We start from the raw sequence: 20,288 nt of genomic DNA on the forward strand, positions 1-20,288 counted from the left end.
GGCGTAGCCGCCCTTGCAGGGCTGTTTACGGTGTGATTGGCTAAGATTGACCAATACGTTACGTCTACGGATGTGCGATGAAAATTTCAGGAGAAAGGAGCTCGCAGCAACTACCTGGTGATCAACCTTGCTTTTGACTTTTTATCGAATAAGTGACGGGACATATCCCGTCTTCCACGCTTTTGACCCTAGCGCTGGCGACCACCAAGTCGCCGTTTAGCGTAACTATTTCTTTTCCCTGCTCTGTTCCCGTGGCTTGCTGGGACGGGAATGCCTTTGACCCTAGCGCTGGCGACCACCAAGTCGCCGTTTAGCGTAACTATTTCTTTTCCCTGCTTTGTTCCCGTGGCTTGCTGGGACGGGAATGCCTTTGACCCTAGCGCTGGCGACCACCAAGTCGCCGTTTAGCGTAACTATTTCTTTTCTCTGCTCTGTTCCCGTGGCTTGCTGGGACGGGAATGCTCTTTTGCATGCCTTTGCATCTCTTTTATCCTTTGACCTTCCGCGCCGCCGGGTACCCCTTTTGCGTAGCAAAAAATTCGGAATGGAACAGAATGCTTTATCTGTTCGCTTCCGAATTTGGGGGGTGGCGGGGTTTCGCGGCCAAATAATTATGTTTTAAGGGTTAGATCCTATCTCTTTCCTTCCAGAAGATTTTAGATTTTATTTCAGGCCGCAAAAAAAGCCCTTTGTTCGTAAAATAGAGCAAACAAGCATGCAAGGACGTAATAAAGGCAAAATGACTGTGATCCAATAATATGTATATTGAATAATCTGCTCTTGATCCCATATAATAAGAACACACGTTCTATTTTTGGAGGTCTTAATGTGTCAGCAAAAAAGAAGGAGCGAATCATCTATTTGTTGGACTGCGAAAGTTTCTACGCGAGTGTTGAAAAGGCGCACCAACCACAATTCAAGCATCTTCCACTAATTGTTTGCGGCGACCCAGCCAGACGAAATGGCATCGTGCTCGCTGCTTGTCCAATTGCTAAGAGTTATGGCATTTCAACAGCAGATAGGCTATGGGAAGCCCTTAACAAGTGTCCAGATGTGATTGTAGTTCGGCCGCGCATGCAGCTCTATATTACGGTGTCCATGCAAATTACAGAGATCCTGGAAACGTATACCGATTTGGTGGAGCCGTATAGCATCGATGAGGTGTTTATCGATGTGACGAACAGTATTCATTTGTTTAAGATGACGCCCGAAGAACTTGCTGCAGACATCCAAAAAACTGTACTACTTTCGACGGGAGTCCGTATCAGAGCTGGACTTTCAAATTGCAAAATTATGGCGAAACTGGCAACGGACCTAGTCGCAAAAAAGAATAAGAGCGGTATATTCACATTGACGAAAGAAAGGCTGCCGGAAGCAATTTGGCCTCATCCGGTAGAAAAAATGTGGGGCGTTGGCTCACGAATGAAGCGAAATCTTAATCGAATAGGTATTCGAACGATCGGGGATCTTGCGAATACACCGCTGCCGAGATTAGCCAAGTGGGGCGTTAACGGAAAAATTCTATGGAGAGTAGCGAATGGCTTGGATGAATCTGAGGTAACCACTTCATCCCACGTTCATCAGAAAGCGATTGGGAACGGCCTCACTTTACCGATTGATTTTGTGGAAGCAGCTGATATAGAGATTTGTCTATTAGAGATCAGTTCGTGGGTAACTAGACGCTGCCGTTCAAAAAAACTTATGGCAAGTGTGGTATCCGTGAGCTGTGTAGGTGCGGATTGGGATCGGCCAACAGGCTTTTCTAGGCAACAAAGATTGCCCGACCCAACCCATTCAACGGATGATATTTACGCAGCAGTAAAAAAACTGTTCCATAAACATTGGGATGGACAGCCGGTTCGGAGATTAGGGGTTTCTGTATCTGACCTATCCGACGATTCGGTCTATCAGATTACCCTATTCGATAACCAGGAGCAAAAACGTAAATTGGACGCCGTTATGGACTCCATTAAAGATAAATTCGGAGAAACTGCCATTCTAAGAGCAAGCAGCTTTACTAGCGCAGGACAATCTTTAGATAGAGATCGTAAAATCGGAGGACATTTCAAATGAGCTTGAAACTAAAAGGAAATGGCTTGTGGGAATCAAGCCGAATGATGCTGCCGGAACACAAAGAAGCCATTAAGCTTCGCGAAGGACTATATAACCGACGTAAAAAACCCATGCTTAATGAAGATAATCTGGAGCAGCTTAATCATTACATCCAGGAGTCGTTTGAAAACATGCAGCGTATTACCTTGCAGGTTTTTCATCCGTTTGAACAAATAAGCATTTCAGGAATTATTATTGGATTCGATACCGTTGGCCGAAGAATAAAAATTCAATGCGAAACGATCCAATGGGTTAAAATCGTAGACATCCTGGATGCAATCTTAGATTAAAATAAGGAACTAAAAATATAACCCAAAGATTTTGTTTATGATAAAATCTCTCCATAAATGTTATTGGTTCTTCCTTCCAGTAAATTATTTTATAACTTTCTACTCTTTAAGAAGAATAAAATAACTACTGGATATTGGATGGTAATGGTTTTTTTGGCGAAATCAATTCCCCCCAATTTGGGGTATTTGTAATTCTGCAAGTAAAGAATTTTTGCAGATATCCAGAATAGCAAATCCCCCATTTTTAAAAATTTTCGTATGCGATGGTTTAAAAACCGAACAACTCATGATACAATCAAGCTCATAAAAATGAAAAAAACCACTAACGGCTGCAACCGTTAATGGTTCATAAGGATCTGGGATGCCTAATGGCTCTCCGATGTTTACCAAAAGTAGTTGTACATTCCTCGGGAAAAAGGGTGCAGCTACTTTTTGCTTTTATTACGATACTCCAGGGCTAGTTTTACCGAATCTCGAATAAAAGTAAGAATTGCAAGAATCACGAGCAAGTCGGAGTTCATCATCTGGATCACCTCCTCTACATGGAGGCACCAGAAGGACAAACCCATATCCTACTAGTCAAATTATATCAATATATAGGGGATGTCAATGGACTTGCATGTATTCCTAACGTGAATAAACTTGATAAACTCCAAAGAGCCTTGATATGAAAGGATTCTTGCATAAAAATTATTTTTTTATGTAGCCCAAGTGACACTACTACATCTAGCGTCCGGTACGGACGCGCCCGCATGGCGAGTTGACGGGAACCGGCGAAGAGCCATGCGGGCCGCCCAAAAGCCCCCTTAAACCTTCTGAGAAAAGAAAAAAGCACGGACACTATGCCCGTGCGACTTCCTATTCATCAATTGATGCCTTCATATCTGAAAGGTGTAAGGCCTAGAATACTCTATCGAAGACACCCTGACGAATATAACTGGACTCTGGCAGCTGCAATCAGACGGCTGGGATACTAGGGACAATGAACAATCGAATGTACTAATGAAAAGGGGATCGGCTCTGAGAGCTGATCCCCTTTTGTTTTAGACTCTAACTTTCTTGTTGGCGCTTATTAATTTCCTCAACGTGGTCATCATAATAGATGATTTTTCTGTTCTCTATAGTTCTACATTCAAACGTATTAGTTTGAAGATTGCCATTAGATCTTAGCAGCAAGGATAACCATTCTCCGAAATTCATGTTCATCCAGAAAAACGTACTTCCCCCACTCCAGAACATATAAGAGTCTTCGTTAACCCTAGATAAGTCATAGAAGTATTCGGTCGAACCACCGTAAGCAATCGGCATTAGTTGTTTGTTCGTTGAGTCAAGGAAGGAAAGGGTTTCTTTCAATTGGCTAAGGGAGTAAACGGATGTATCTTCTCCTCTATTACTGGTGAAGAATCTAGCGCCATTGTGTAATAAAAGAAAATCGATATACTCTTGCGGTAATTGAATGTCTGCCTGTTGCTGAAAATACTTAATTTCATCCAATGTTGCAGGAGGATTAAGTTCGTATGAAACTTCTTGAAGATCGCCATCATAATCTTGGATTAGCAGGTTATTCGAACTGTTGAACCTGTTTTTGAAGTTGTTTATTAGGTGTTCTATATTTATTGACATAGGCGTTTACCTCGATGATTAATAGTTTACAAACCAACTTGTGAAAGGAGTATGTTCCGATTTTCTTAGCGGAATTATGCTATCGAAAGGGCCGTTTGTTCCCCCTAAGTCGAGAGGATGCACATGGTGGCCTTCGATGCCGTCCCAATTGAAGTTAGCTCCTAAGCTGTACTTTTGTTGGATGTACGGCCTCCATTGTTTGTTTCTAACAGTATTATCCCATGCAGAGCGTAGTTTGTTATAAGAGTCACGGGGTGCTTTTACCCAATTTAATGAACCGGGTTCTGGGACACATTGCGGCACAACAGAGCTACAAATATTCGGATATACCTCCCCCTTTTTATTCATCAGACTGTGACCGTAGTCCGGGTAATTCACCGGGAAATTTGTAGAGCCTGTGTAGTAAATTTCACCGGACATTTGGAAACGCCAATAGTTTGTTCCGCCGATATACGTATCAACGGTTTCCTGATAGCCAACGCGGAGGTTATTGGTATTAACATACCACGTATGAGATCCATATTGCGAATATGCGTTATTTTTGTGTTTATTTACTTGAGGTGTGACCGTAACCGTTAGTCTATTCGGGGGACTGCCCGTCATTGAGGTGACTCGGTAGCCATAAGACAGTATGCCATTAACTGAATTGATTCGCACCATAACGGCTATTGAATCCCTACTCAAAGGGCTAGGGTTTTCGCTAAGTAATTGATTGTGTGCTTCTTCCCCTACTATTGGAGTGTGGTCCTTAAAAAAGGTGACTGGTATTTCCCTAGAAAAGTTTTGTAACTCGCTAGATTCTGTTTCGAAGTAACTCGTTTCCGCCTCAAGGGCGAACGCACTGCCTAACGATGTGAAAATAAGCACAACAAATAGCAATAACGACAATAGCTTTTTCAAAATAACGCCTCCTATGGATGATTCCAGCGCCTTCATCGGGTAGTTGCTGGGTAGGATGCTATTTTAGTTCATTCTGAGAGGCATCACCTCCTAACATAATAACGTTTTCTCTTCCATTAATTGATTTTAAGTGAAATGATTTGCTTTCATTTTTGTGTGTAGTATGGAACTTCGTAAGAAGTTTGTCGAGGTTTTGACTTATGTGGATCATTCGAACATCGGTCAGTGACAGGCCTGTCTCAAAAGCATCGTGCATTTGTTTTCGTAGGTGTTCAATTTCATTAATCATGGATATCAATCCTTTTTACATTGGTAGGTGAATCTCCCCATTCACCTACCATTACATCAGTTCCCCAGTGTTATCATACATCACGTTGTTTGTGATCCTATGATTTGAATTTAGAACAACAAAAAAAGACGCCAATTGGCGTCTTTTCAACCCGAATTACTTTGGAAACCATGGGATACCTACATTGTAGGGAACTACATTCCCACCGTTAGATCCTCCAACAACAATAGGTAGAATAGTGATGATAAGTCCCAATAAAGTAGCTGAGTACAACACTTTGATAGCTTTATTCTTCATGGTGACCCTCCTGTTCACAAAAATCGGTTATAGTAGTTACTGATCTTCTCTATTACGTCAGCTGATAATTGCGGTAGCTTGCCTATATTGAAGACAAGCCTCAAGCTTTCGCGCTCATTATCGACGTCATCTATGCACGCATAGGCATAGGCCCCTTCGATATACTCGCTAACTGCTTGGTTAATATCATTTACTTTTGAATAATAATCCCCCTTGAGCTTATAAAATCTTGCAACGTCACTCCTTTCCATAGGAGTCGTATAGGTTTGTGCTAAGATCTTACTTTCATAGGTTACGAGAAGATTCTGTATTTTATTTATATGACCTAATTCGAAACATAATGATATATATTCAGGCACTATATGCACCACGAATTTCTGGTCACAAAGCTGAAGAGACTTCTCGAACTGCTCTACAGCAAGATCTAACTTACCCCGTTTTGCATTTATCATAGCCGTTAGCAATCGATCATTATCTCCTTCTACAGATGGAACACACTTCCGGTATTCTTCTGCGTACTTCTCAGCTAAATCGTAATTACCTAAGTAGTAGTGAGAACCACGTAAAAGATCTGTCATATAAGCTCTGACTGCAATGGCTTCCTCTTCATTGCTTATAAGAACGGCCTTACTATATTTCACGGCATCTAGATATTCCCTTATTACAAAAGCATGAACAGCAAGACAATAGAGCAACGTTATGTACTCCCCAGGAGGTAACTGCTCTTTGTATTTGAGTACATACTTTCCAGATTGATACGTATCTTTTAGCTTGCTAAATTCGTTTCGCTCGATGAAATATACCTGGCACAAAGAACGAGCCAAAAAGGGCACAACACCGCGACCACGGCAGTAGTTAATAATTGTTTGGTGTAGAGAGAGTTTCAATTCGGAATTGTCTAGGGATTGTGTGGAATTAAATAGTTGTTCCGTGGCGTCATAACTGTCCAAACGTTCGGATTCTAGGAATTTGATAGCGATTTGGGTGATGGTTGCTATTGGCCTCATATCCTTGATAGCGTCTTCAAGAATACCGTGAATTACGTTAGGACTTTGTTCAGTTTCAATATAAAAAATTAAATACGTTTCATAGGGTATTTGAAGTGCTTCGGCTATTGCTTTTAAAGTTTTAAACTCAGGCTTCTTTACCTCACCGCTCTCAATTCTAGAAATAGTTGCTTTGTTTACGTTTGATAAACTTGCAAGTTCACTTAGAGATAACTGCGCCTTGTTTCTGTGTTGTCGAATCAGATCTCCAAATGTAAGTGTCGTAACTACAGTCATCTTACATTCACGTCCTTTTTCGTTATTAGAACTGATAACATGGGAAATTCATGATGAAGAATTATGAGGAACGAATCATAGAGGAAGTTTATGGTTGAATATCCATTTTAGATTATACTTCTTCAAGAGGTGTTGTCAATTAATTATCGAACACTGTTAGAAGGAAACTCAAATCGAACCAATTTTAAGCAGTCCTTTTTCCTTCCAGAACTTCTCTTGAAGTTCCGTTAACAGTAACTTTTAGGGAAGTATCCTTCAACAATGGCTATATAGCTAATAACGCCTACTAATCATACAACTATGGGAAGATTTTCTTTGTTAATGCGCATGTAACGCATCTCTGAAAGTGGCAATTTGCGCAAGCTACTCAGGGAATTTTGTTCGGATTTTAATGATTTGCTCGCTATTGACATTGTAGTGATCATTTGAAATAATAAGCCTTGAGTGATCCATGATTCTTTTTCATAGGGAAATAAAACTGCGCCTTGGTAGGGTACGCGGTTTTCCAAACAGCTGGCTCCAAACAGTTGGTTGGAAGGGCTAATAAATACTTCTTTTCCTGTAAAACAATGAACGAGTGAAACCGTTGAAACCGCGCCCGGCGAAGGCGCGGTTTTTTTTAGCTACGAACCGTAGATAATCCAATAACGCAACGTCAAATATCGTAGCTCGACAAACTAAGCACCTTTATTTTATAAAATTTACAATGTACCTGAACTGTTATATGTATATTTGAGAATAATTTAGCTATTGCGAGACGCAATGTCTCGCTTCCTCTAGCGTCCGGTACGGACGCGCCCGCATGGCGATTTGACGGGAACCGGCGATGAGCCATGCGGGCCGCGCAAAATCCCCTTAAACCTTCTGAGAAAAGAAAAAAGCACGGACACTATGCCCGTGCGACTGCTTGTTCATCAAATGATGCCTTCAAATCTTGAAGCTCTAAAACTTTGAAGACTCTATCCATTACATCCTGACGAATATTCCCCGTCGCACTTTCCAGCTGTGAAATACGTCCTTGAGTGGTTTGGGCTAAAGCAGCAAGCTGTTGTTGAGATAGCTTCAATTGCATTCTTCTAGCAAAGACAATATTTCCAATAACTACGGAGAAACTATCTAGGTAGTCTCTCACCTCTGGAATCTCGCGCGCTTCCTGTGCCAGCGCTTTGAAATCTTGCCCTAATCTCTTATTCATGTTCTTCAACTCCTATTTTGATGTACTTTTCTGGATTCGCCGTAAAATCGGCATATACCGATTCGGCTTCGTTGGCAATCCGTTCAAAATCATCATCAAATGTTGTTTGTTTAATGACCGCTCGCGTGAAGCAAAGTACCTGCATTCCTTCATATTCCCATTCAAAGAATACCGCTCGAAATGCCCCTGACCCTTTCCAATTCACACGAAATTCTAGTAGTGGAACATGATCTCGCAATTCTTTCAGCAGCATTATGGTGTATGGCCGTCCATCCTCACGATGAGTCTGGAAGTAGTTTTTAAAAGCATGCGTTACCCCATGCAGTTCTAAAAACTCAAGCCCACGGATGATGAAAGCAAACAACTGTAGCTTCCCTGTATCTTGTTCCTTTTCTGCTTCTAACTTTAGCTGACGGATGAAATCCAGAACCTGTTGTTGACCCGTATTCGGGTCATGTAGAAACTCAATTACTGTCTTCATTATATCGTATACGGTATAACATAGCAATGTTATACCTGCCTCCCCACTATATTTTATAAAATAGAAACTGCTGATTTTACTCAGCAGTACTCCTGCATATAATCGTTGCAACAAGATGGACACGGGGCAGACTGCTCTACTTCTTTACCTTCTTCTGTGAGCTCAATGGCTTTCTTTCTAGCTTCTGCTTTGCTCTTACACTTAATAAAATCTGTATAGCATCCATTAAGCTTACAAAGTCCTGTAGGTATCACCCAAGAACATTGATCGAAGCGATAGTAATAGATGAAATTTAACTCAGGATCTTCATCCTCATCCATTTCAGGGTCAACTATTTTATATGTATTTTCGAGACCAACAAAACTATATGTACCTTCTGTATGGAAGGCTTGAATAATACATTCTAATGAGTTCGTGATCATAAACTCACTTTTAAACAATGCGCAATAGATTGGCTCGTCAATATCGATTGGCTTCATCCCTTCATATTGGAAGGATTCTAGAACATCTTCCCCCCACGCTGCCAGGTGCATCTCATATTGTAGTTCATTCCATTTACTAATTTCTACCTCTGTTCCATTTAAGATAAAGGATGCTTGGTTGAATGGGCCAAGCACCATATTCATTTCTTTAACGATCGTTTTCTTATTCATCTCTATCTCTCCTCACCATATTTATAAGCTTTAATAGGCTTCTGACCAATCCATGTGCTCCTGATGGCAATCTTCACAAGCCGATACTTTAATCACTTCTTTCCCTTCATTTGTGAACTGTACGGCTTTTTCTATTGCATCTGCTTTGTTCTCGAAATATACAAACTCAGTATCGCAACCACCGAGCATGCAAATCCCCATCGTAAGCATCCAACTGCAACGATTAAAGTCATAGGAATATTCGAACCTAACACTCCGATCAGGAACCTCAGGAACTTCTGGTTCCACATATTTATACGATTCTATTAATCCAGTAAAGCTGTAAACATCCTCTACTTGCAATACATGTATAACAGACTCCAAAGCGTTAGTAATCATGTAATCATTTTTAAAGAAGCACAGATAGATAGGCTGATTAACATCTATCATCCCCATTCTTTCGAATTTGAAAGATGAAATTGCTTTTTCTCCCCATTGTGATAGGTGTTCTCTAAGTTGCTGTTTATTCCATTTATTGATCTCTATCTCAGTCCCATTAATAACAAAAGTAGCACGATTAAATGTACCAAATACCGTTTTCATTTCATTCAGGATGGTCTGCTTATTCATTTTAATAAATTTCCTCCTATAAAGTTGATTTATTGGCTGGAACCCCTCAACATCCGGCAACGGCCGTGTGTCTAGCCCTAGCGGCGATGAGCGGAATCCTTTAAGGTTTGAGAACAAAGGTGTTACTAAAGAGCTTGCTGCTTTCGTATGGAATTTTCAAAGAGCAAACATCCGTGTAACGTTGTGGTCATAGCCAAGGTCTTCACACCGGAGGCTGCCGTGCAAGGGTATGCCCGTCAGGGACGGCGTAGCCGCCCTTGCAGGGCTGTTTACGGTGTGATTGGCTAAGATTGACCAATACGTTACGTCTACGGATGTGCGATGAAAATTTCAGGAGAAAGGAGCTCGCAGCAACTACCTGGTGATCGATCCTTGCCTTTGACTTTGCTTTTATCTTAATCAAGATCGGGCGCTGCCCGATTACCTTTTGCGTCCGGAACGGACGAATCCGTCTTACGCTTTGGAGGAAACCGGAAAAGTGTAAGACGGGCACGCGGCCATTTCCTATTTTTTAGTCTGTGTATGTATTTCAAACGACAAGGGAATGTTGTTGACATCATTGTATAGTGATGATATCTTTACATCATAGTCGCTGGTCATGCACTAGCGTGGATTGTAACAAAATTACTTTTGCGAAAGCAAAAATAAAGAGCCTAAGGATTAATCCTTACGGCTCTTTTATCTTTCTTCATCCAAGTAGGGTTTATGATATTTATCCTCGGCTTTCCTTCTTGCTTCAATGGCCTCTTCCTTCTCGACAAAATATCCAAGAGATACCTGTTTGCCTTTATAACCAATATGTGCAGTCCACTTTTGCCGTGATTCATTCCAGCGCACGCCCTTGATACCACTCTTATTGTCTTTGTGAAGCTTTGCCTTTAATGCCGACTTCCGTGTACCGTCTACTTTGTCAGATTCGATGTGACGTTTAACTCCCTCATCTCGCTTAGCTAGTTTTTTACATCCACAGCTTTTGTAATGCCCAGCACGTAGACTGATACCTGCAACATAACTAGTTTCACCACAGCTACACTTGCATTCCCATAAGAGCACGTTATGCTTATCTCGTTTCTCACTGAGCTGGATGACAGTAAGCTCACCAAACTGCTGACCTTTTAAATCGATGCGGCGAGAGTCAACACGCTTAATTTTTCGAATTCCTTTGGACTTGTAAAAAGCAATTATTGTTTCAGGCAGCCAATACGGACTCTTACCGTTATAACCATCTGGCTTAGGTAGTTTATTATTATGGTATTGGTATTGTAGAGTAGGTTCTGGAATTCCAAATTCTTTACTAATTCGTGGTCGGTTATATATGTCTTTAGGCAAACTAATTTTTTTACTCATTCTTTCTGTATATCGGTCTACCATTGGGAAACTATTTATTGGTGTGCATCCAGGACAAGTGCGCTGATGCCATGCCATTACCTGATATGGATTCCGACAAACATCACAAAAATCCAAAGATCCCATTTTCCTTGCTTTTCCTGCCTTCCTTTTCTTGAAAGACGCGCTGCTAGATTCGTTTGCTCGTGCCCTTTTGCACTTTTCGCAGTAGCGAGCTCTTGATGAGGCCTGAAATATATCGTTACATTGGCGGCAATTTATATCAATTTTGGGTATTGGTCTACTTTTTCTTTTTCTTGAAGATATCCAAGGGTCATAACTCTGAGATTCTAGTGTAACTGTAACGGATTCTTTTTTCTTAGGACGCATACAACCACATGAAGTTACTTGACCTCCTCTCAAGTTTGATAATAATACAGGTTTTTCGGTTCCACAATCACAGCGACATAGCCATTGTGTCTTGCCCCTTCTATCTTTTTCGGCTTTTTTTAAAGCAACAAGATGACCGTATCTATCTCCTGTTATGTCTAGTTTTCTCATGGTTTTGTACGACCTTTGTAGTATTTTTGACACTTCTTACATTGTTTCGTTTTCTATTATTCATTACATATCTCCTAGAATGAAAATACAAGGAGACCGTAGCCTCCTTGTGTATTGAGTTAAACTAGCCTATTTGTGCGAGAATTTGGAACATAACATCGTTTGCACCGATAAGTTGAAGCCGCAGATAATTGTCCTCCGGTTTTGCTGAATGAGCTAGCCTATTGATATCCACCTGATTAGTCTTGATACGAGCCTCTAGCACGGAGCGAAGAGTTTTCGTGTCTGTTATGGTTGTTGTTGTCGTTGAAACGTTAATGAAACCAAGTCTGTCTGTTCTTTTCAATGTTGTTCATCCCTTCAATGTTTAAAGTCACTCTACAAAGTTATTCAAATTCCTGTAGGGGAATACTTACTACATCCCATTTAGATTATCTATTTTACCTAGCAGCTCCGCGAGGTCTCCGTCTGAAAACCAGCCATAAGAGATTGTCCCTTCTGCCGACACTTGCACACCCGATGGGTGCGTATACATCACATAATTGAGAGAATCAAGATATTGCCCCAAGACGACTTTTAAATACTCATGATCTCCTGACGTATAAGTCATTGGTGCTCCATAGGAAGGGTCACGGGGGTCTAATAGCGATATGAAGATGGTGTGGACTATTTCTTTTACGCAGATAGCGTCTGGAGCTACTATAATGCGGTCAAGCAGCTCCTGCCCTGAGATATCCCCGTCTTTGGCGAAATCATAATCTTTTATACTTACAGAGGTGTACGCTGCGCATGCTGCGATCAGATGCGGTGGTAAGGTGCCTACAACATGTTTACCCTTGATGTCCTCGGCATCGATGCTAGCCAGGACTATAGCATCAGGGTAAGTCTCTTTAAGTATATCGACTGTGCCTTGATGCCTTGAGACGATGACAGTATCGAGATCTACAATGCTTGCAACTGATACGCTAAACTTGCGTACTGGGAGGTTTGCTGCGATAATTTCCTCTGCAGACGCAAGCTTAGCGTCGCGCGGGATTTCCAAAGCGTAGAACTCTGTAATCCCTTTGTCAAGCAATGCAGCAGGGGCCAGCGTGGACAACACCACTTCCTGCACTCCTTTGCTGTGTGCACCTAGAGCAGCAACCGCAGGAAATCCAGTAGTTACGACTTTGAATGTATTTAATAGAGAGTTAATAGTTTGCATTAAATTAGCCCCTCTCGTCCTCATCCGCTATTTACGGCCTATTGGTAGGAGAGCTACGGCATTGCAGCACACCATAAAGTGCGATACAATGACCGTAAGCTCAGCGTCTCCTTACGGTCTGCATACCGTTTGGGGACTTTTTTTATTCGAACGCTTCGTCTAGTGCACGGTTTACAGCAGCAGCGTAATCTTCTAGGTCGGTTTCGTCTGCACTTTCTACTACTTCTTGTACACGAGCTGCACCGTGAACTTCTTTAAGTTCTTCGATTCTATCATTCAGAGCTTGGTTATCACTTACGACCTTCTTCCACCAATCGTACGTCTTCTGTAAGCAAATGTAAGCTTTTTTGTCTTCATCCCATGTAAACTGTCCATCATTTAGCGCACCAGTGTTTCCGATGAAGTTTGTTACGAAGTTAACACCCGTACCACTGTCAATAATGCCCAACGTAGCTTGATTACCTGTCTCTTTAATTTGTACTATCATTTTTTTCGCTCCTTTAATATGTTTTTTAAAAGTTAAAATCTCTATTGATAAATTAACTATAAACAATCCACTTTACTAAGTAAAACGAACAAAATTTTAATTTTGTAAGTTATAGCTAGTACTAATTACTCCTTTTATTCCTCCCTTTTTCTAGTACCATTTGTTCTGCGAAACTTTCACGAATTTCGAAGAATACTCTCACCATGGACTCAACATCTGGTATCAAGTGTTGACCATACGCTAAGCTAAAATGATAGTTTGTCTGGGGATCATTCGTTTCCAATACCATGGAAAGTTTGATAAGTCCTTTGCAGACATCGTTCAGCCTCTCGTGTACTGACTCCATCACAATGGTAGTTGGCATCATAAAATTAACGGGATTCTCTTCATCTAATACACAGTCAAACAATTGAAACGTTTCCTTGCTGAGCTTTAGCTTCACTTGTTCTGCATATTTCGCATCTACTCCATTAAAGAACCAATACTCATTGTTTTCACGTATCAGGACAACGTCCTGATACGTTTTGCTTAATGAATTCAGAATTTCATGCATGTTTACCACATTCATCATCTCCTAGTAGATTTTTCGTACCACTTAACGTAGAGACAAGATGTATGAAACACATTCGCTATATTTAGAGCGCGTAATATAGCCGCGCTGGTACGCATCATAAGCACGATCAAGCTTGTGCCCAACCCCATTCCACATTATTGAAGCAACATTCAAATTTTTACGATTCATCATTTTCATCCATCCCTTCTTTTTTCGAACATCCGGCAACTAAGGCGTGTCTAGCCCTAGCGGCGATGAGCGGAATATTTTAAGGTTTACCGGTTTGCTGTACAGTCGAATTGCCCTCGTAACTTGCTTTGCCTATGGAGTTTTCAAGGAGCGTAAACATCCGTGTAACGTAGCGGTCATAGCCAGGATTTTCACACCGGAGGCAGCTCTGCAAGGGTTTGCCCGATAGGGACGGCGTAGCCGCCCTTGCAGAGCTGTATACGGTGTGATTGGCTAAGATTGACCGATACGTTACGTCTACGGATGTGAGCCCTTGAAAGGCGACATAGAGCAAAGCACTCGAGGTAGACTCAGACGTACAGCAACCGGCTGTGCGGGCGAAGCCCGCGGTCTTTCTTTTGGCATGCAGGCGTGGCAGGATGACAGCGGATTTGGGCTGTCATGGGCCACGCCTGCATGCTTCAATCAGAGCCACCGCCTCCTGGCGCGTGGCATCCATGCTTTTCACATTAAAAAAAGACGCCAATTGGCGCCTTTTCCATTAATCTTTTCCTTCCAGAAGTTTTTTACTTGAATTCGCAACTTTTTGTACATTTGAAACGACAATACTTATTGGAGAAAAATTAACGATAGTGTTTCCCTAAATCTAAAAATTGATTGGGTCGATTAATAACATGAACGATATGATTACGTTCTCGTAAATAAGAAAGAAATTGGTTCTCATATTCTTCCCATTCTTGATCAACTTCTTTGCTACATGTAGATGTAAAGTCATTCTCGTATTCTATGAATTGCTCTGGCGATATATTGGTGTTGATATAAGCATAGTTCCCTTGGTCATCTGACCAAACATCATACCAGTATGGCTGCAGCTCATTATTTTCTTTCTTCATCGTGTTCAGCTCCTATCAAAAGGGATATAACTTCCCAACCTTCTCGAACCGCTGCGTCTGATAGAGCTGCTTCAATCTCAGAAAGTGCATCATATAAAGCATCATCCGTTGTACTGGAAGGAAAACGATCTCGAATATCATCAATGTGCCATGTCGTTGCAAGCACTGTATGCTTAGGTATGAATTTTCGAAGGCCTATTCTGCTTAGAATATCCGAGTGAAACATCTCCCCGTTATCTGCCTTTTGTAGATAATCTTCTAGCTGCAGTAGTAATTGGTGAACTTGTTCCCGATCGTTATTTAAAGAGTCGAATTGATTCTGCTTCTCTTTTATTAAGAACATCGAGTCATAGATTTGATCTAATTTTTCTTTTGCATCGTACCAGTGAGCTAATAGCTCCCAAGCTATTGTGTCGTCTTCCAATAAATAAATGGTTACTGCAAGTTTATTCTCATTATCATTTCTGTAAGTGGCATCATACATATATTTAGCATTTTTGTGTCTGTAATGCTTTTCATCAATAAAATCAATAAGATTCTCTTCATTGAACTCGAATTCATTTGCTTCCTCAAATTTTCTACAGAAATGAATAAAGTCATTATATGTGATTTTCAATTCTTTCAGCTCCCTTGGTTGTGATGATCTTACGTGGAGAACCGATCATGAAGCGCCGGCCATGCAAGTCTGGACGAATTGAGCGTAAGGGAGTGAAACGGCTGGTTTGGCCGTTTTTGCCCCTGGAGTGAAAGCTTTTTCGTCCACCACGAAGTGAAACGGAGTGCTCGGACTTGCATGGATGGAGGCGCGGAATGATAAGGTCGGAGCGTAAGATCATCTCTCTTACTCGGAGCAACGCGACAAAGTAAATCAAGAGTTTCCGGAAGGAAGCTTACCTTTTGAGCAGCTGCGCTGCTTGCTTCATTTCAAAGGTCTGCTTTTAGCAGAGCAACATTTCAAGCGCATTTTATTTTCTGCACGTTTGCAGCAATGAAATCAATGAACGTAAAAGGCCCAAAGAATCTTTATTCCTTGGGCCTTTTATTTGCTATATTAGTTCCACCAATTGATGACTGGTACACTGCCGTTCTCATATTTGTATAGATAGCAGTCTTCATAATTTACTACAAACCTGCCTTCTCGGTCTTGTCTTACTCCACGTCTTTCTTGAAACCATGATTTAAAGTTATTTTTTTGGGGAACATCGTTTTCTATACATATTTCTTTTATTGTGACGCTTTTTTCAGTTTTCTTAATAACCTGGAACGCTTTAATCATTTTTTTCCCACCAATTTCTATACGAACTACAATATCGTCTATTTCAAAAGGATTAACTGTTTCCTTTTTCTGTTCTATCCATTCCTCTGGAATTTTCATATCCTGAATTTCTGCATACGTGTATTTGAGTGTATATGGAACAACATCGGGCTTAACCTCTACAGTTTTTACATTTGCTTTAACAACTTTATCCCAACTACCGCGAATTTTAACAAGATAACCAGGTTTCAAATTGTCCTTGTTATATTGAACGCCGCCTAACTCTTCTAATTTATTGTGGATGAACGCAAGTTTATCTACTTCATATTCCATTTTCTCTATAAGAGTTTCTAGGCGTGAATCATCTTGAGTCTTCTCAATTAGACGCTGGTAAGTACGAATATTTTTATTACATTCTTCAATTCGATTGCTCAAGTATGATCGGTCCGTAAATTTACTCATACTTGCAGTTTGTTCAGCTGTTAAAGCCCTATCACGGAAATATTCACTTTTACGGTACTCTTCAAATCCTTTGTGATAACGGTCAAACATCTTTTCTCTTCTACGTGCGAACCGTTGAGATCCTGCATGTCCTGCAATAATAGGCTGCGTAAAGAAGGCAATGTCACCGTGCATACTGTTAATATCTGATTGCAGATTTTTTGCTCTTGTCTCTGCATTGTCAGCATACTTTTCTAACCGCTCAATACGTGCTTCTGCTTTTTCTACTTGTCTATCTATTTCTTGAGCGTAGGACAAACGCTCACCAATTTTGCCGCCATCTGTAAAGCCTAGATTTTGAGCTACTCGTATAGCTGAGAAATGATTTTTGGTTGAACGGGATACCCAAGCAGAACGAGCGCCCGAGAACATAAATGCACGAGTAATTGCTTTTTTCTCATCCGTGCTTAAAGATTTATACTCTTCTTTAGAGAACTGTAATTCGATTTTAGAACTATCAAGATTAAGAATATATTGTTTAGTCATTATAGTTTCCTTCTTTCTAAGAATGTATTTGCCTGCATGATATAGCAGCCGGTGTGCTTGCCGCTTGGCACATAAGGACCGTGTAAGGCTAGTTCCACCAAGGTTCCACCAGGCGCTTAAGCGGCGCTGGAACGGTGGAACTCTATTGTCATATGGGTAAACTGCAAAGCAGGCAAACCTTTGACAATAGAGTCCTACATGGTACGCTGGGACAGCTGCGGCAAGGGCCACTCTTTTAGGCTGCAGGCTTCAGCTCGGCTGAAGTCCACCTATATACAAAAAAAGAGTAACGATGACTCGTTACTCTACCTAATCTGAAGAAGTATTTGTTTTTCTATGTAATCAGGGTCCGTAAAGGACCATCAGTGCTCTTTGGATAGTATATTGGGCTTTAGTAGTAAATGAAGTAAGTACATCTTTTGTTCCGATGATAGTTGATCATACAATGTATCTCTTTCTTGAGTATGTAAAATCAATCGTGAATAACCTCCTGATTTGAATGTATCAATTTCTCTAAGCGTTTTTGTACCCTTCCAAGAACCATATTATTTCTTCTTTCTTCTTCTATTTCCCATCCTATTTCAGTGTGAAATAATGCATCTTTAAGCAAGTAATTCTTTAATTCCTCATCATTTGTACTCAATAGTGTTTCTGATAGCGATTTCCATTCTCCACAGTCTTTAAGAAGACATTGAGCTTCCATTACGATATCTATAAAATCTTCAAGCTTCTTTTCCTTAATGATGTAAAGACCTATAACAGACATAAAGTGTTCATCTGATCTTTCCCAAAATGGGTCAATTAAATGAGTTTTCGTCATTTCGATTACGATTTTCCCAATTTTATTTTGAGTCGCAGGCAGAATTTCTCCATTACTCATCCGATCATCTCTCCTATTCATCTTTATTAAAAGATATGTTATGTGATCCCTTGCTATCTAAAAGCAAAAATTGATTAAGCTGTTCTTGGTTGATTTTTTTTATAAGGTAGCTACTATCATCCACCTTTATAAATACAACTTCATCCTGTTGAGCAAGTTTTAAATCTTCTCGTACTTTCTTAGGAATCGTTACCTGTCCACGTTCTCCCACAGGTCTAGTTAATGACTTCGACAAGACTATCACTCCCCTAAATCCCAATTAAGTATGAAATTCATATAAGTATGTATTTCATACTTATAATATATTACACCCTTCCTTATTTTTCAATCTATAAATGATATGAAGGCGCGACGTCGTACGATGAAGCACCATTCAGAATTACATTTTACCAACGGGCAGTTGGTCCGTGATTTTTGGATCAGCGCCCCTCGCTGCACGAATAAAGGGTTATAATTGCAAGCTTATCATTTAAAGTGTTGTAACTTGTATGCCATTTAGAAAATCTGCTTAGTGGCAGATCTTGCAGCGAAGCTGCACTATTCAATCAAGAGCTGGCAAGCCAGGTCTCCTTTTCAGCGATTATATATTTCAGAATCGCAATAAAGCCCAACAAATAGATTAATCGTTTGTTAGGCTCTATTATTACTATGACTTCATTTTACTCATTAAATTTCATAACCAAATTCCCCACCAAATCAGGTTATTTTAAATCCCCAGCAGACAATAAGCACGAATACCTTGATGAATAACTATTTGATCACGCAGCTGCTGAATAGCGAGATCACTTCTCATTTCCCCATCAAAAGGATAAGACCAAATTGTTTCTTCGGCATCATGATCATCTACATGAGCTACTATAACTTTTGCATAACCGTCTTCTGTTCTTAACTCCTGATCCTCAGCGGTTTTATAACCATAAAGTTCAAGGTATTTCGTAATTGCCAATGCTGCAGAATGCAAGAAGCGTTCCATATCGTAATCTGGTATTGTTCGTTGAGAAAATCCCTCATCAATGATCTGTAAAATATATAGCGGTTGATTCATGTTGTAACTCTCCTTCTCAAGACTAGATAGTCTTATAAATTGTGTATTCGCCTGAATTTTCTAATAATCTAACATGGGAATGATCCATATAGATGTTTTTAGGAAGTAACCAATACTCTGCTTCATATCGAAATGTTAAACTTCCATCGGACCATGCCTGTATATCTTCTAACTTGCAATGTAGGTATTCGGCTAATATTTCAACTTCATCACCATTTAAAATATATTTAATGAGTCATCACTCCTTGGTAACCGAACACTCACTTGATATAGAACAGTGGAATCCTCATGATAAATACGGTCTTTTTTCATTTCTTGAATTGCGAGTGTAGAAGCTTCTGCATCCGTTTTTGCTTCAACATCAAATACTACGTCATAGACCCCAAGTAGAATGTAATGCATCTGATATACAACCACTTTCAGATTTCCCCCTTTTTAAAAGAATCTCTTGTTATTGGAGAATATAATATTCTCCTTATTATTTGTTGATCATATATTTCCTCACCTGAGAACCGAAATTGACGTTTGTAGTAAGACGATAGATCAAGGGAAGGAAATTTAGAAGATAAAATCATATAGTCTGCAACAAGTGTCCCCCAATGGTTTACTATCACCTGATTACGCTCAATCGATATTGGAATGACCGAATCATCGCCATGTCGAATATCATAATAAAATTTGTTCGGCACCCTTTCATTATTAGGGATTTTTAAACCCTCACATATCAATACGGGTCGCGCTTCAAAAAACGTTTTTCGTAACATTAATTATTGCTCCTTTCGTTTCTATGAGATTTTGTATTTGATGTTCCTTACGTGGAGAACCGATCATGAAGCGCCGGCAATGCAAGGTTGGACGAATGAACGTAACGGAGTGAAACGCCTGATTTGTGGCGTGTCGCCCGTGCAGTGAATGCTTTTCGGCCACACGGAGTGCTTGGCCTTGCATTGTTAGAGGCGTGGAGTGATAAGGTCGGAACGTAAGGGGCATCTCTTATAACAGGAGCTCTGCGACAATTTCAATCAGAAGTTTCCGCTAGGAAAGTTTCCTTTTAGAGGATTTGACAAACTGTCGAGTTCTCTTTTTTTATTTTTTTGATCTGTGCCACAAATGAGCGTTCACTTCGATATTAAACCTCTGAAAGGGGCTAACCGATATTGATGTTTTTATTCAATC

At 40.5% G+C, this 20,288-nt stretch carries 26 protein-coding genes; 2 read left to right on the plus strand and 24 right to left on the minus strand.

Translation table 11 applies throughout. The features are described from left to right. Positions 1–828 precede the first annotated feature (828 nt). Complete coding sequence (locus FPZ44_RS24540; RefSeq protein ID WP_144994987.1) at positions 829–2,073, plus strand: DNA polymerase IV; 1,245 nt, start codon at positions 829–831, stop codon at positions 2,071–2,073. Continuing rightward, positions 2,070–2,402, plus strand: coding sequence for a YolD-like family protein (locus FPZ44_RS24545; RefSeq protein ID WP_144994989.1), 333 nt, complete (start codon positions 2,070–2,072; stop codon positions 2,400–2,402). The genes FPZ44_RS24540 and FPZ44_RS24545 overlap by 4 nt, the downstream gene beginning before the upstream one ends. Before the next feature lie 1,050 nt (positions 2,403–3,452). On the opposite strand, the gene FPZ44_RS24550 is transcribed toward FPZ44_RS24545, so the two are convergent. From FPZ44_RS24550 to FPZ44_RS24655, 24 genes are all read right to left on the minus strand, one after another. Next, positions 3,453–4,025, minus strand: a complete 573-nt coding sequence (locus FPZ44_RS24550; RefSeq protein WP_144994991.1) for an SMI1/KNR4 family protein — start codon at positions 4,023–4,025, stop codon at positions 3,453–3,455. An 18-nt stretch (positions 4,026–4,043) separates the two neighbouring features. Beyond that, positions 4,044–4,925 (minus strand): hypothetical protein, encoded by an 882-nt coding sequence (locus FPZ44_RS24555; protein ID WP_144994993.1) that lies wholly within the window; start codon positions 4,923–4,925, stop codon positions 4,044–4,046. Positions 4,926–4,983: 58 nt separating this feature from the next. Beyond that, entirely contained in the window at positions 4,984–5,214 is a 231-nt protein-coding gene (locus FPZ44_RS27185; RefSeq protein ID WP_144994995.1) for an aspartyl-phosphate phosphatase Spo0E family protein, read from the minus strand. 156 nt (positions 5,215–5,370) lie between these two features. Continuing rightward, complete coding sequence (locus FPZ44_RS26625; RefSeq protein WP_186786230.1) at positions 5,371–5,511, minus strand: hypothetical protein; 141 nt, start codon at positions 5,509–5,511, stop codon at positions 5,371–5,373. 14 nt (positions 5,512–5,525) lie between these two features. Then, positions 5,526–6,794 carry a helix-turn-helix domain-containing protein gene (locus FPZ44_RS24565; protein ID WP_144994997.1) on the minus strand — a complete coding sequence of 423 codons (1,269 nt, stop codon included), beginning with the start codon at positions 6,792–6,794 and terminating at the stop codon, positions 5,526–5,528. 290 nt (positions 6,795–7,084) lie between these two features. Next, positions 7,085–7,303, minus strand: a complete 219-nt coding sequence (locus FPZ44_RS24570) for a hypothetical protein (RefSeq protein ID WP_144994999.1) — start codon at positions 7,301–7,303, stop codon at positions 7,085–7,087. 380 nt (positions 7,304–7,683) lie between these two features. Next, complete coding sequence (locus FPZ44_RS24575) at positions 7,684–7,989, minus strand: helix-turn-helix domain-containing protein (RefSeq protein WP_144995001.1); 306 nt, start codon at positions 7,987–7,989, stop codon at positions 7,684–7,686. Beyond that, positions 7,982–8,497 carry a hypothetical protein gene (locus tag FPZ44_RS24580; RefSeq protein ID WP_144995003.1) on the minus strand — a complete coding sequence of 172 codons (516 nt, stop codon included), beginning with the start codon at positions 8,495–8,497 and terminating at the stop codon, positions 7,982–7,984. Before FPZ44_RS24580 ends, FPZ44_RS24575 begins: the two co-directional genes overlap by 8 nt. A 53-nt stretch (positions 8,498–8,550) precedes the next feature. Further along, positions 8,551–9,123, minus strand: coding sequence for a hypothetical protein (locus tag FPZ44_RS24585; protein ID WP_144995005.1), 573 nt, complete (start codon positions 9,121–9,123; stop codon positions 8,551–8,553). 30 nt (positions 9,124–9,153) lie between these two features. Continuing rightward, entirely contained in the window at positions 9,154–9,732 is a 579-nt protein-coding gene (locus FPZ44_RS24590; protein ID WP_144995007.1) for a hypothetical protein, read from the minus strand. Between the two features lie 678 nt (positions 9,733–10,410). Beyond that, positions 10,411–11,619, minus strand: coding sequence for an AP2 domain-containing protein (locus FPZ44_RS27005; RefSeq protein WP_261378542.1), 1,209 nt, complete (start codon positions 11,617–11,619; stop codon positions 10,411–10,413). 124 nt (positions 11,620–11,743) lie between these two features. Further along, positions 11,744–11,965: a hypothetical protein gene (locus FPZ44_RS24600; protein ID WP_144995009.1), complete on the minus strand. Its 222-nt coding sequence runs from the start codon at positions 11,963–11,965 to the stop codon at positions 11,744–11,746. Positions 11,966–12,034: 69 nt separating this feature from the next. Beyond that, the gene (locus tag FPZ44_RS24605) at positions 12,035–12,823 is read right to left on the minus strand and encodes a CRISPR-associated protein Csx16 (protein WP_144995011.1); all 789 of its coding nucleotides are present in this window, start codon (positions 12,821–12,823) and stop codon (positions 12,035–12,037) included. A 142-nt stretch (positions 12,824–12,965) separates the two neighbouring features. Next, positions 12,966–13,310 (minus strand): hypothetical protein, encoded by a 345-nt coding sequence (locus FPZ44_RS24610; protein WP_144995013.1) that lies wholly within the window; start codon positions 13,308–13,310, stop codon positions 12,966–12,968. 121 nt (positions 13,311–13,431) lie between these two features. After that, positions 13,432–13,872, minus strand: coding sequence for a hypothetical protein (locus FPZ44_RS24615; RefSeq protein WP_144995015.1), 441 nt, complete (start codon positions 13,870–13,872; stop codon positions 13,432–13,434). A gap of 33 nt (positions 13,873–13,905) precedes the next feature. Then, positions 13,906–14,055: a hypothetical protein gene (locus tag FPZ44_RS26630; RefSeq protein ID WP_186786231.1), complete on the minus strand. Its 150-nt coding sequence runs from the start codon at positions 14,053–14,055 to the stop codon at positions 13,906–13,908. Between the two features lie 620 nt (positions 14,056–14,675). Further along, entirely contained in the window at positions 14,676–14,945 is a 270-nt protein-coding gene (locus FPZ44_RS24620) for a hypothetical protein (RefSeq protein WP_144995017.1), read from the minus strand. Beyond that, positions 14,929–15,561, minus strand: a complete 633-nt coding sequence (locus FPZ44_RS24625; RefSeq protein ID WP_144995019.1) for a hypothetical protein — start codon at positions 15,559–15,561, stop codon at positions 14,929–14,931. The genes FPZ44_RS24620 and FPZ44_RS24625 overlap by 17 nt, the downstream gene beginning before the upstream one ends. Positions 15,562–15,996: 435 nt before the next feature. Further along, positions 15,997–17,187: a DUF3560 domain-containing protein gene (locus FPZ44_RS24630; RefSeq protein WP_144995021.1), complete on the minus strand. Its 1,191-nt coding sequence runs from the start codon at positions 17,185–17,187 to the stop codon at positions 15,997–15,999. Between the two features lie 472 nt (positions 17,188–17,659). After that, positions 17,660–18,067 carry a hypothetical protein gene (locus tag FPZ44_RS24635; RefSeq protein ID WP_144995023.1) on the minus strand — a complete coding sequence of 136 codons (408 nt, stop codon included), beginning with the start codon at positions 18,065–18,067 and terminating at the stop codon, positions 17,660–17,662. Between the two features lie 13 nt (positions 18,068–18,080). Further along, positions 18,081–18,302 (minus strand): AbrB/MazE/SpoVT family DNA-binding domain-containing protein, encoded by a 222-nt coding sequence (locus FPZ44_RS24640; protein WP_144995025.1) that lies wholly within the window; start codon positions 18,300–18,302, stop codon positions 18,081–18,083. A 471-nt stretch (positions 18,303–18,773) separates the two neighbouring features. Further along, a complete protein-coding gene (locus FPZ44_RS24645) occupies positions 18,774–19,112 on the minus strand; it encodes a hypothetical protein (RefSeq protein WP_144995027.1) in 339 nt (112 codons plus the stop codon). A gap of 216 nt (positions 19,113–19,328) precedes the next feature. Then, positions 19,329–19,529: a hypothetical protein gene (locus FPZ44_RS24650; RefSeq protein WP_144995029.1), complete on the minus strand. Its 201-nt coding sequence runs from the start codon at positions 19,527–19,529 to the stop codon at positions 19,329–19,331. A gap of 2 nt (positions 19,530–19,531) precedes the next feature. Continuing rightward, positions 19,532–19,876 (minus strand): LPD28 domain-containing protein, encoded by a 345-nt coding sequence (locus tag FPZ44_RS24655; RefSeq protein ID WP_144995031.1) that lies wholly within the window; start codon positions 19,874–19,876, stop codon positions 19,532–19,534. Between the last annotated feature and the right edge of the window lie 412 nt (positions 19,877–20,288).

This window comes from Paenibacillus agilis (assembly GCF_007786455.1).
GTDB lineage: Bacteria > Bacillota > Bacilli > Paenibacillales > Paenibacillaceae > Paenibacillus_B > Paenibacillus_B agilis.

Bases quoted from the DNA above. Each gene is read 5' to 3' on its own strand.
- FPZ44_RS26630 (WP_186786231.1), bottom strand. From the start codon at position 14,055: ATGATGAATCGTAAAAATTTGAATGTTGCTTCAATAATGTGGAATGGG.
- FPZ44_RS24630 (WP_144995021.1), bottom strand. From the start codon at position 17,187: ATGACTAAACAATATATTCTTAATCTTGATAGTTCTAAAATCGAATTA.
- FPZ44_RS24575 (WP_144995001.1), bottom strand. From the start codon at position 7,989: ATGAATAAGAGATTAGGGCAAGATTTCAAAGCGCTGGCACAGGAAGCG.
- FPZ44_RS24645 (WP_144995027.1), bottom strand. From the start codon at position 19,112: ATGAATCAACCGCTATATATTTTACAGATCATTGATGAGGGATTTTCT.
- FPZ44_RS24655 (WP_144995031.1), bottom strand. From the start codon at position 19,876: ATGTTACGAAAAACGTTTTTTGAAGCGCGACCCGTATTGATATGTGAG.
- FPZ44_RS24545 (WP_144994989.1), top strand. From the start codon at position 2,070: ATGAGCTTGAAACTAAAAGGAAATGGCTTGTGGGAATCAAGCCGAATG.
- FPZ44_RS24605 (WP_144995011.1), bottom strand. From the start codon at position 12,823: ATGCAAACTATTAACTCTCTATTAAATACATTCAAAGTCGTAACTACT.
- FPZ44_RS24550 (WP_144994991.1), bottom strand. From the start codon at position 4,025: ATGTCAATAAATATAGAACACCTAATAAACAACTTCAAAAACAGGTTC.
- FPZ44_RS27185 (WP_144994995.1), bottom strand. From the start codon at position 5,214: ATGATTAATGAAATTGAACACCTACGAAAACAAATGCACGATGCTTTT.
- FPZ44_RS26625 (WP_186786230.1), bottom strand. From the start codon at position 5,511: ATGAAGAATAAAGCTATCAAAGTGTTGTACTCAGCTACTTTATTGGGA.
- FPZ44_RS24565 (WP_144994997.1), bottom strand. From the start codon at position 6,794: ATGACTGTAGTTACGACACTTACATTTGGAGATCTGATTCGACAACAC.
- FPZ44_RS24610 (WP_144995013.1), bottom strand. From the start codon at position 13,310: ATGATAGTACAAATTAAAGAGACAGGTAATCAAGCTACGTTGGGCATT.
- FPZ44_RS27005 (WP_261378542.1), bottom strand. From the start codon at position 11,619: ATGAGAAAACTAGACATAACAGGAGATAGATACGGTCATCTTGTTGCT.
- FPZ44_RS24635 (WP_144995023.1), bottom strand. From the start codon at position 18,067: ATGAGTAATGGAGAAATTCTGCCTGCGACTCAAAATAAAATTGGGAAA.
- FPZ44_RS24620 (WP_144995017.1), bottom strand. From the start codon at position 14,945: ATGAAGAAAGAAAATAATGAGCTGCAGCCATACTGGTATGATGTTTGG.
- FPZ44_RS24590 (WP_144995007.1), bottom strand. From the start codon at position 9,732: ATGAATAAGCAGACCATCCTGAATGAAATGAAAACGGTATTTGGTACA.
- FPZ44_RS24585 (WP_144995005.1), bottom strand. From the start codon at position 9,123: ATGAATAAGAAAACGATCGTTAAAGAAATGAATATGGTGCTTGGCCCA.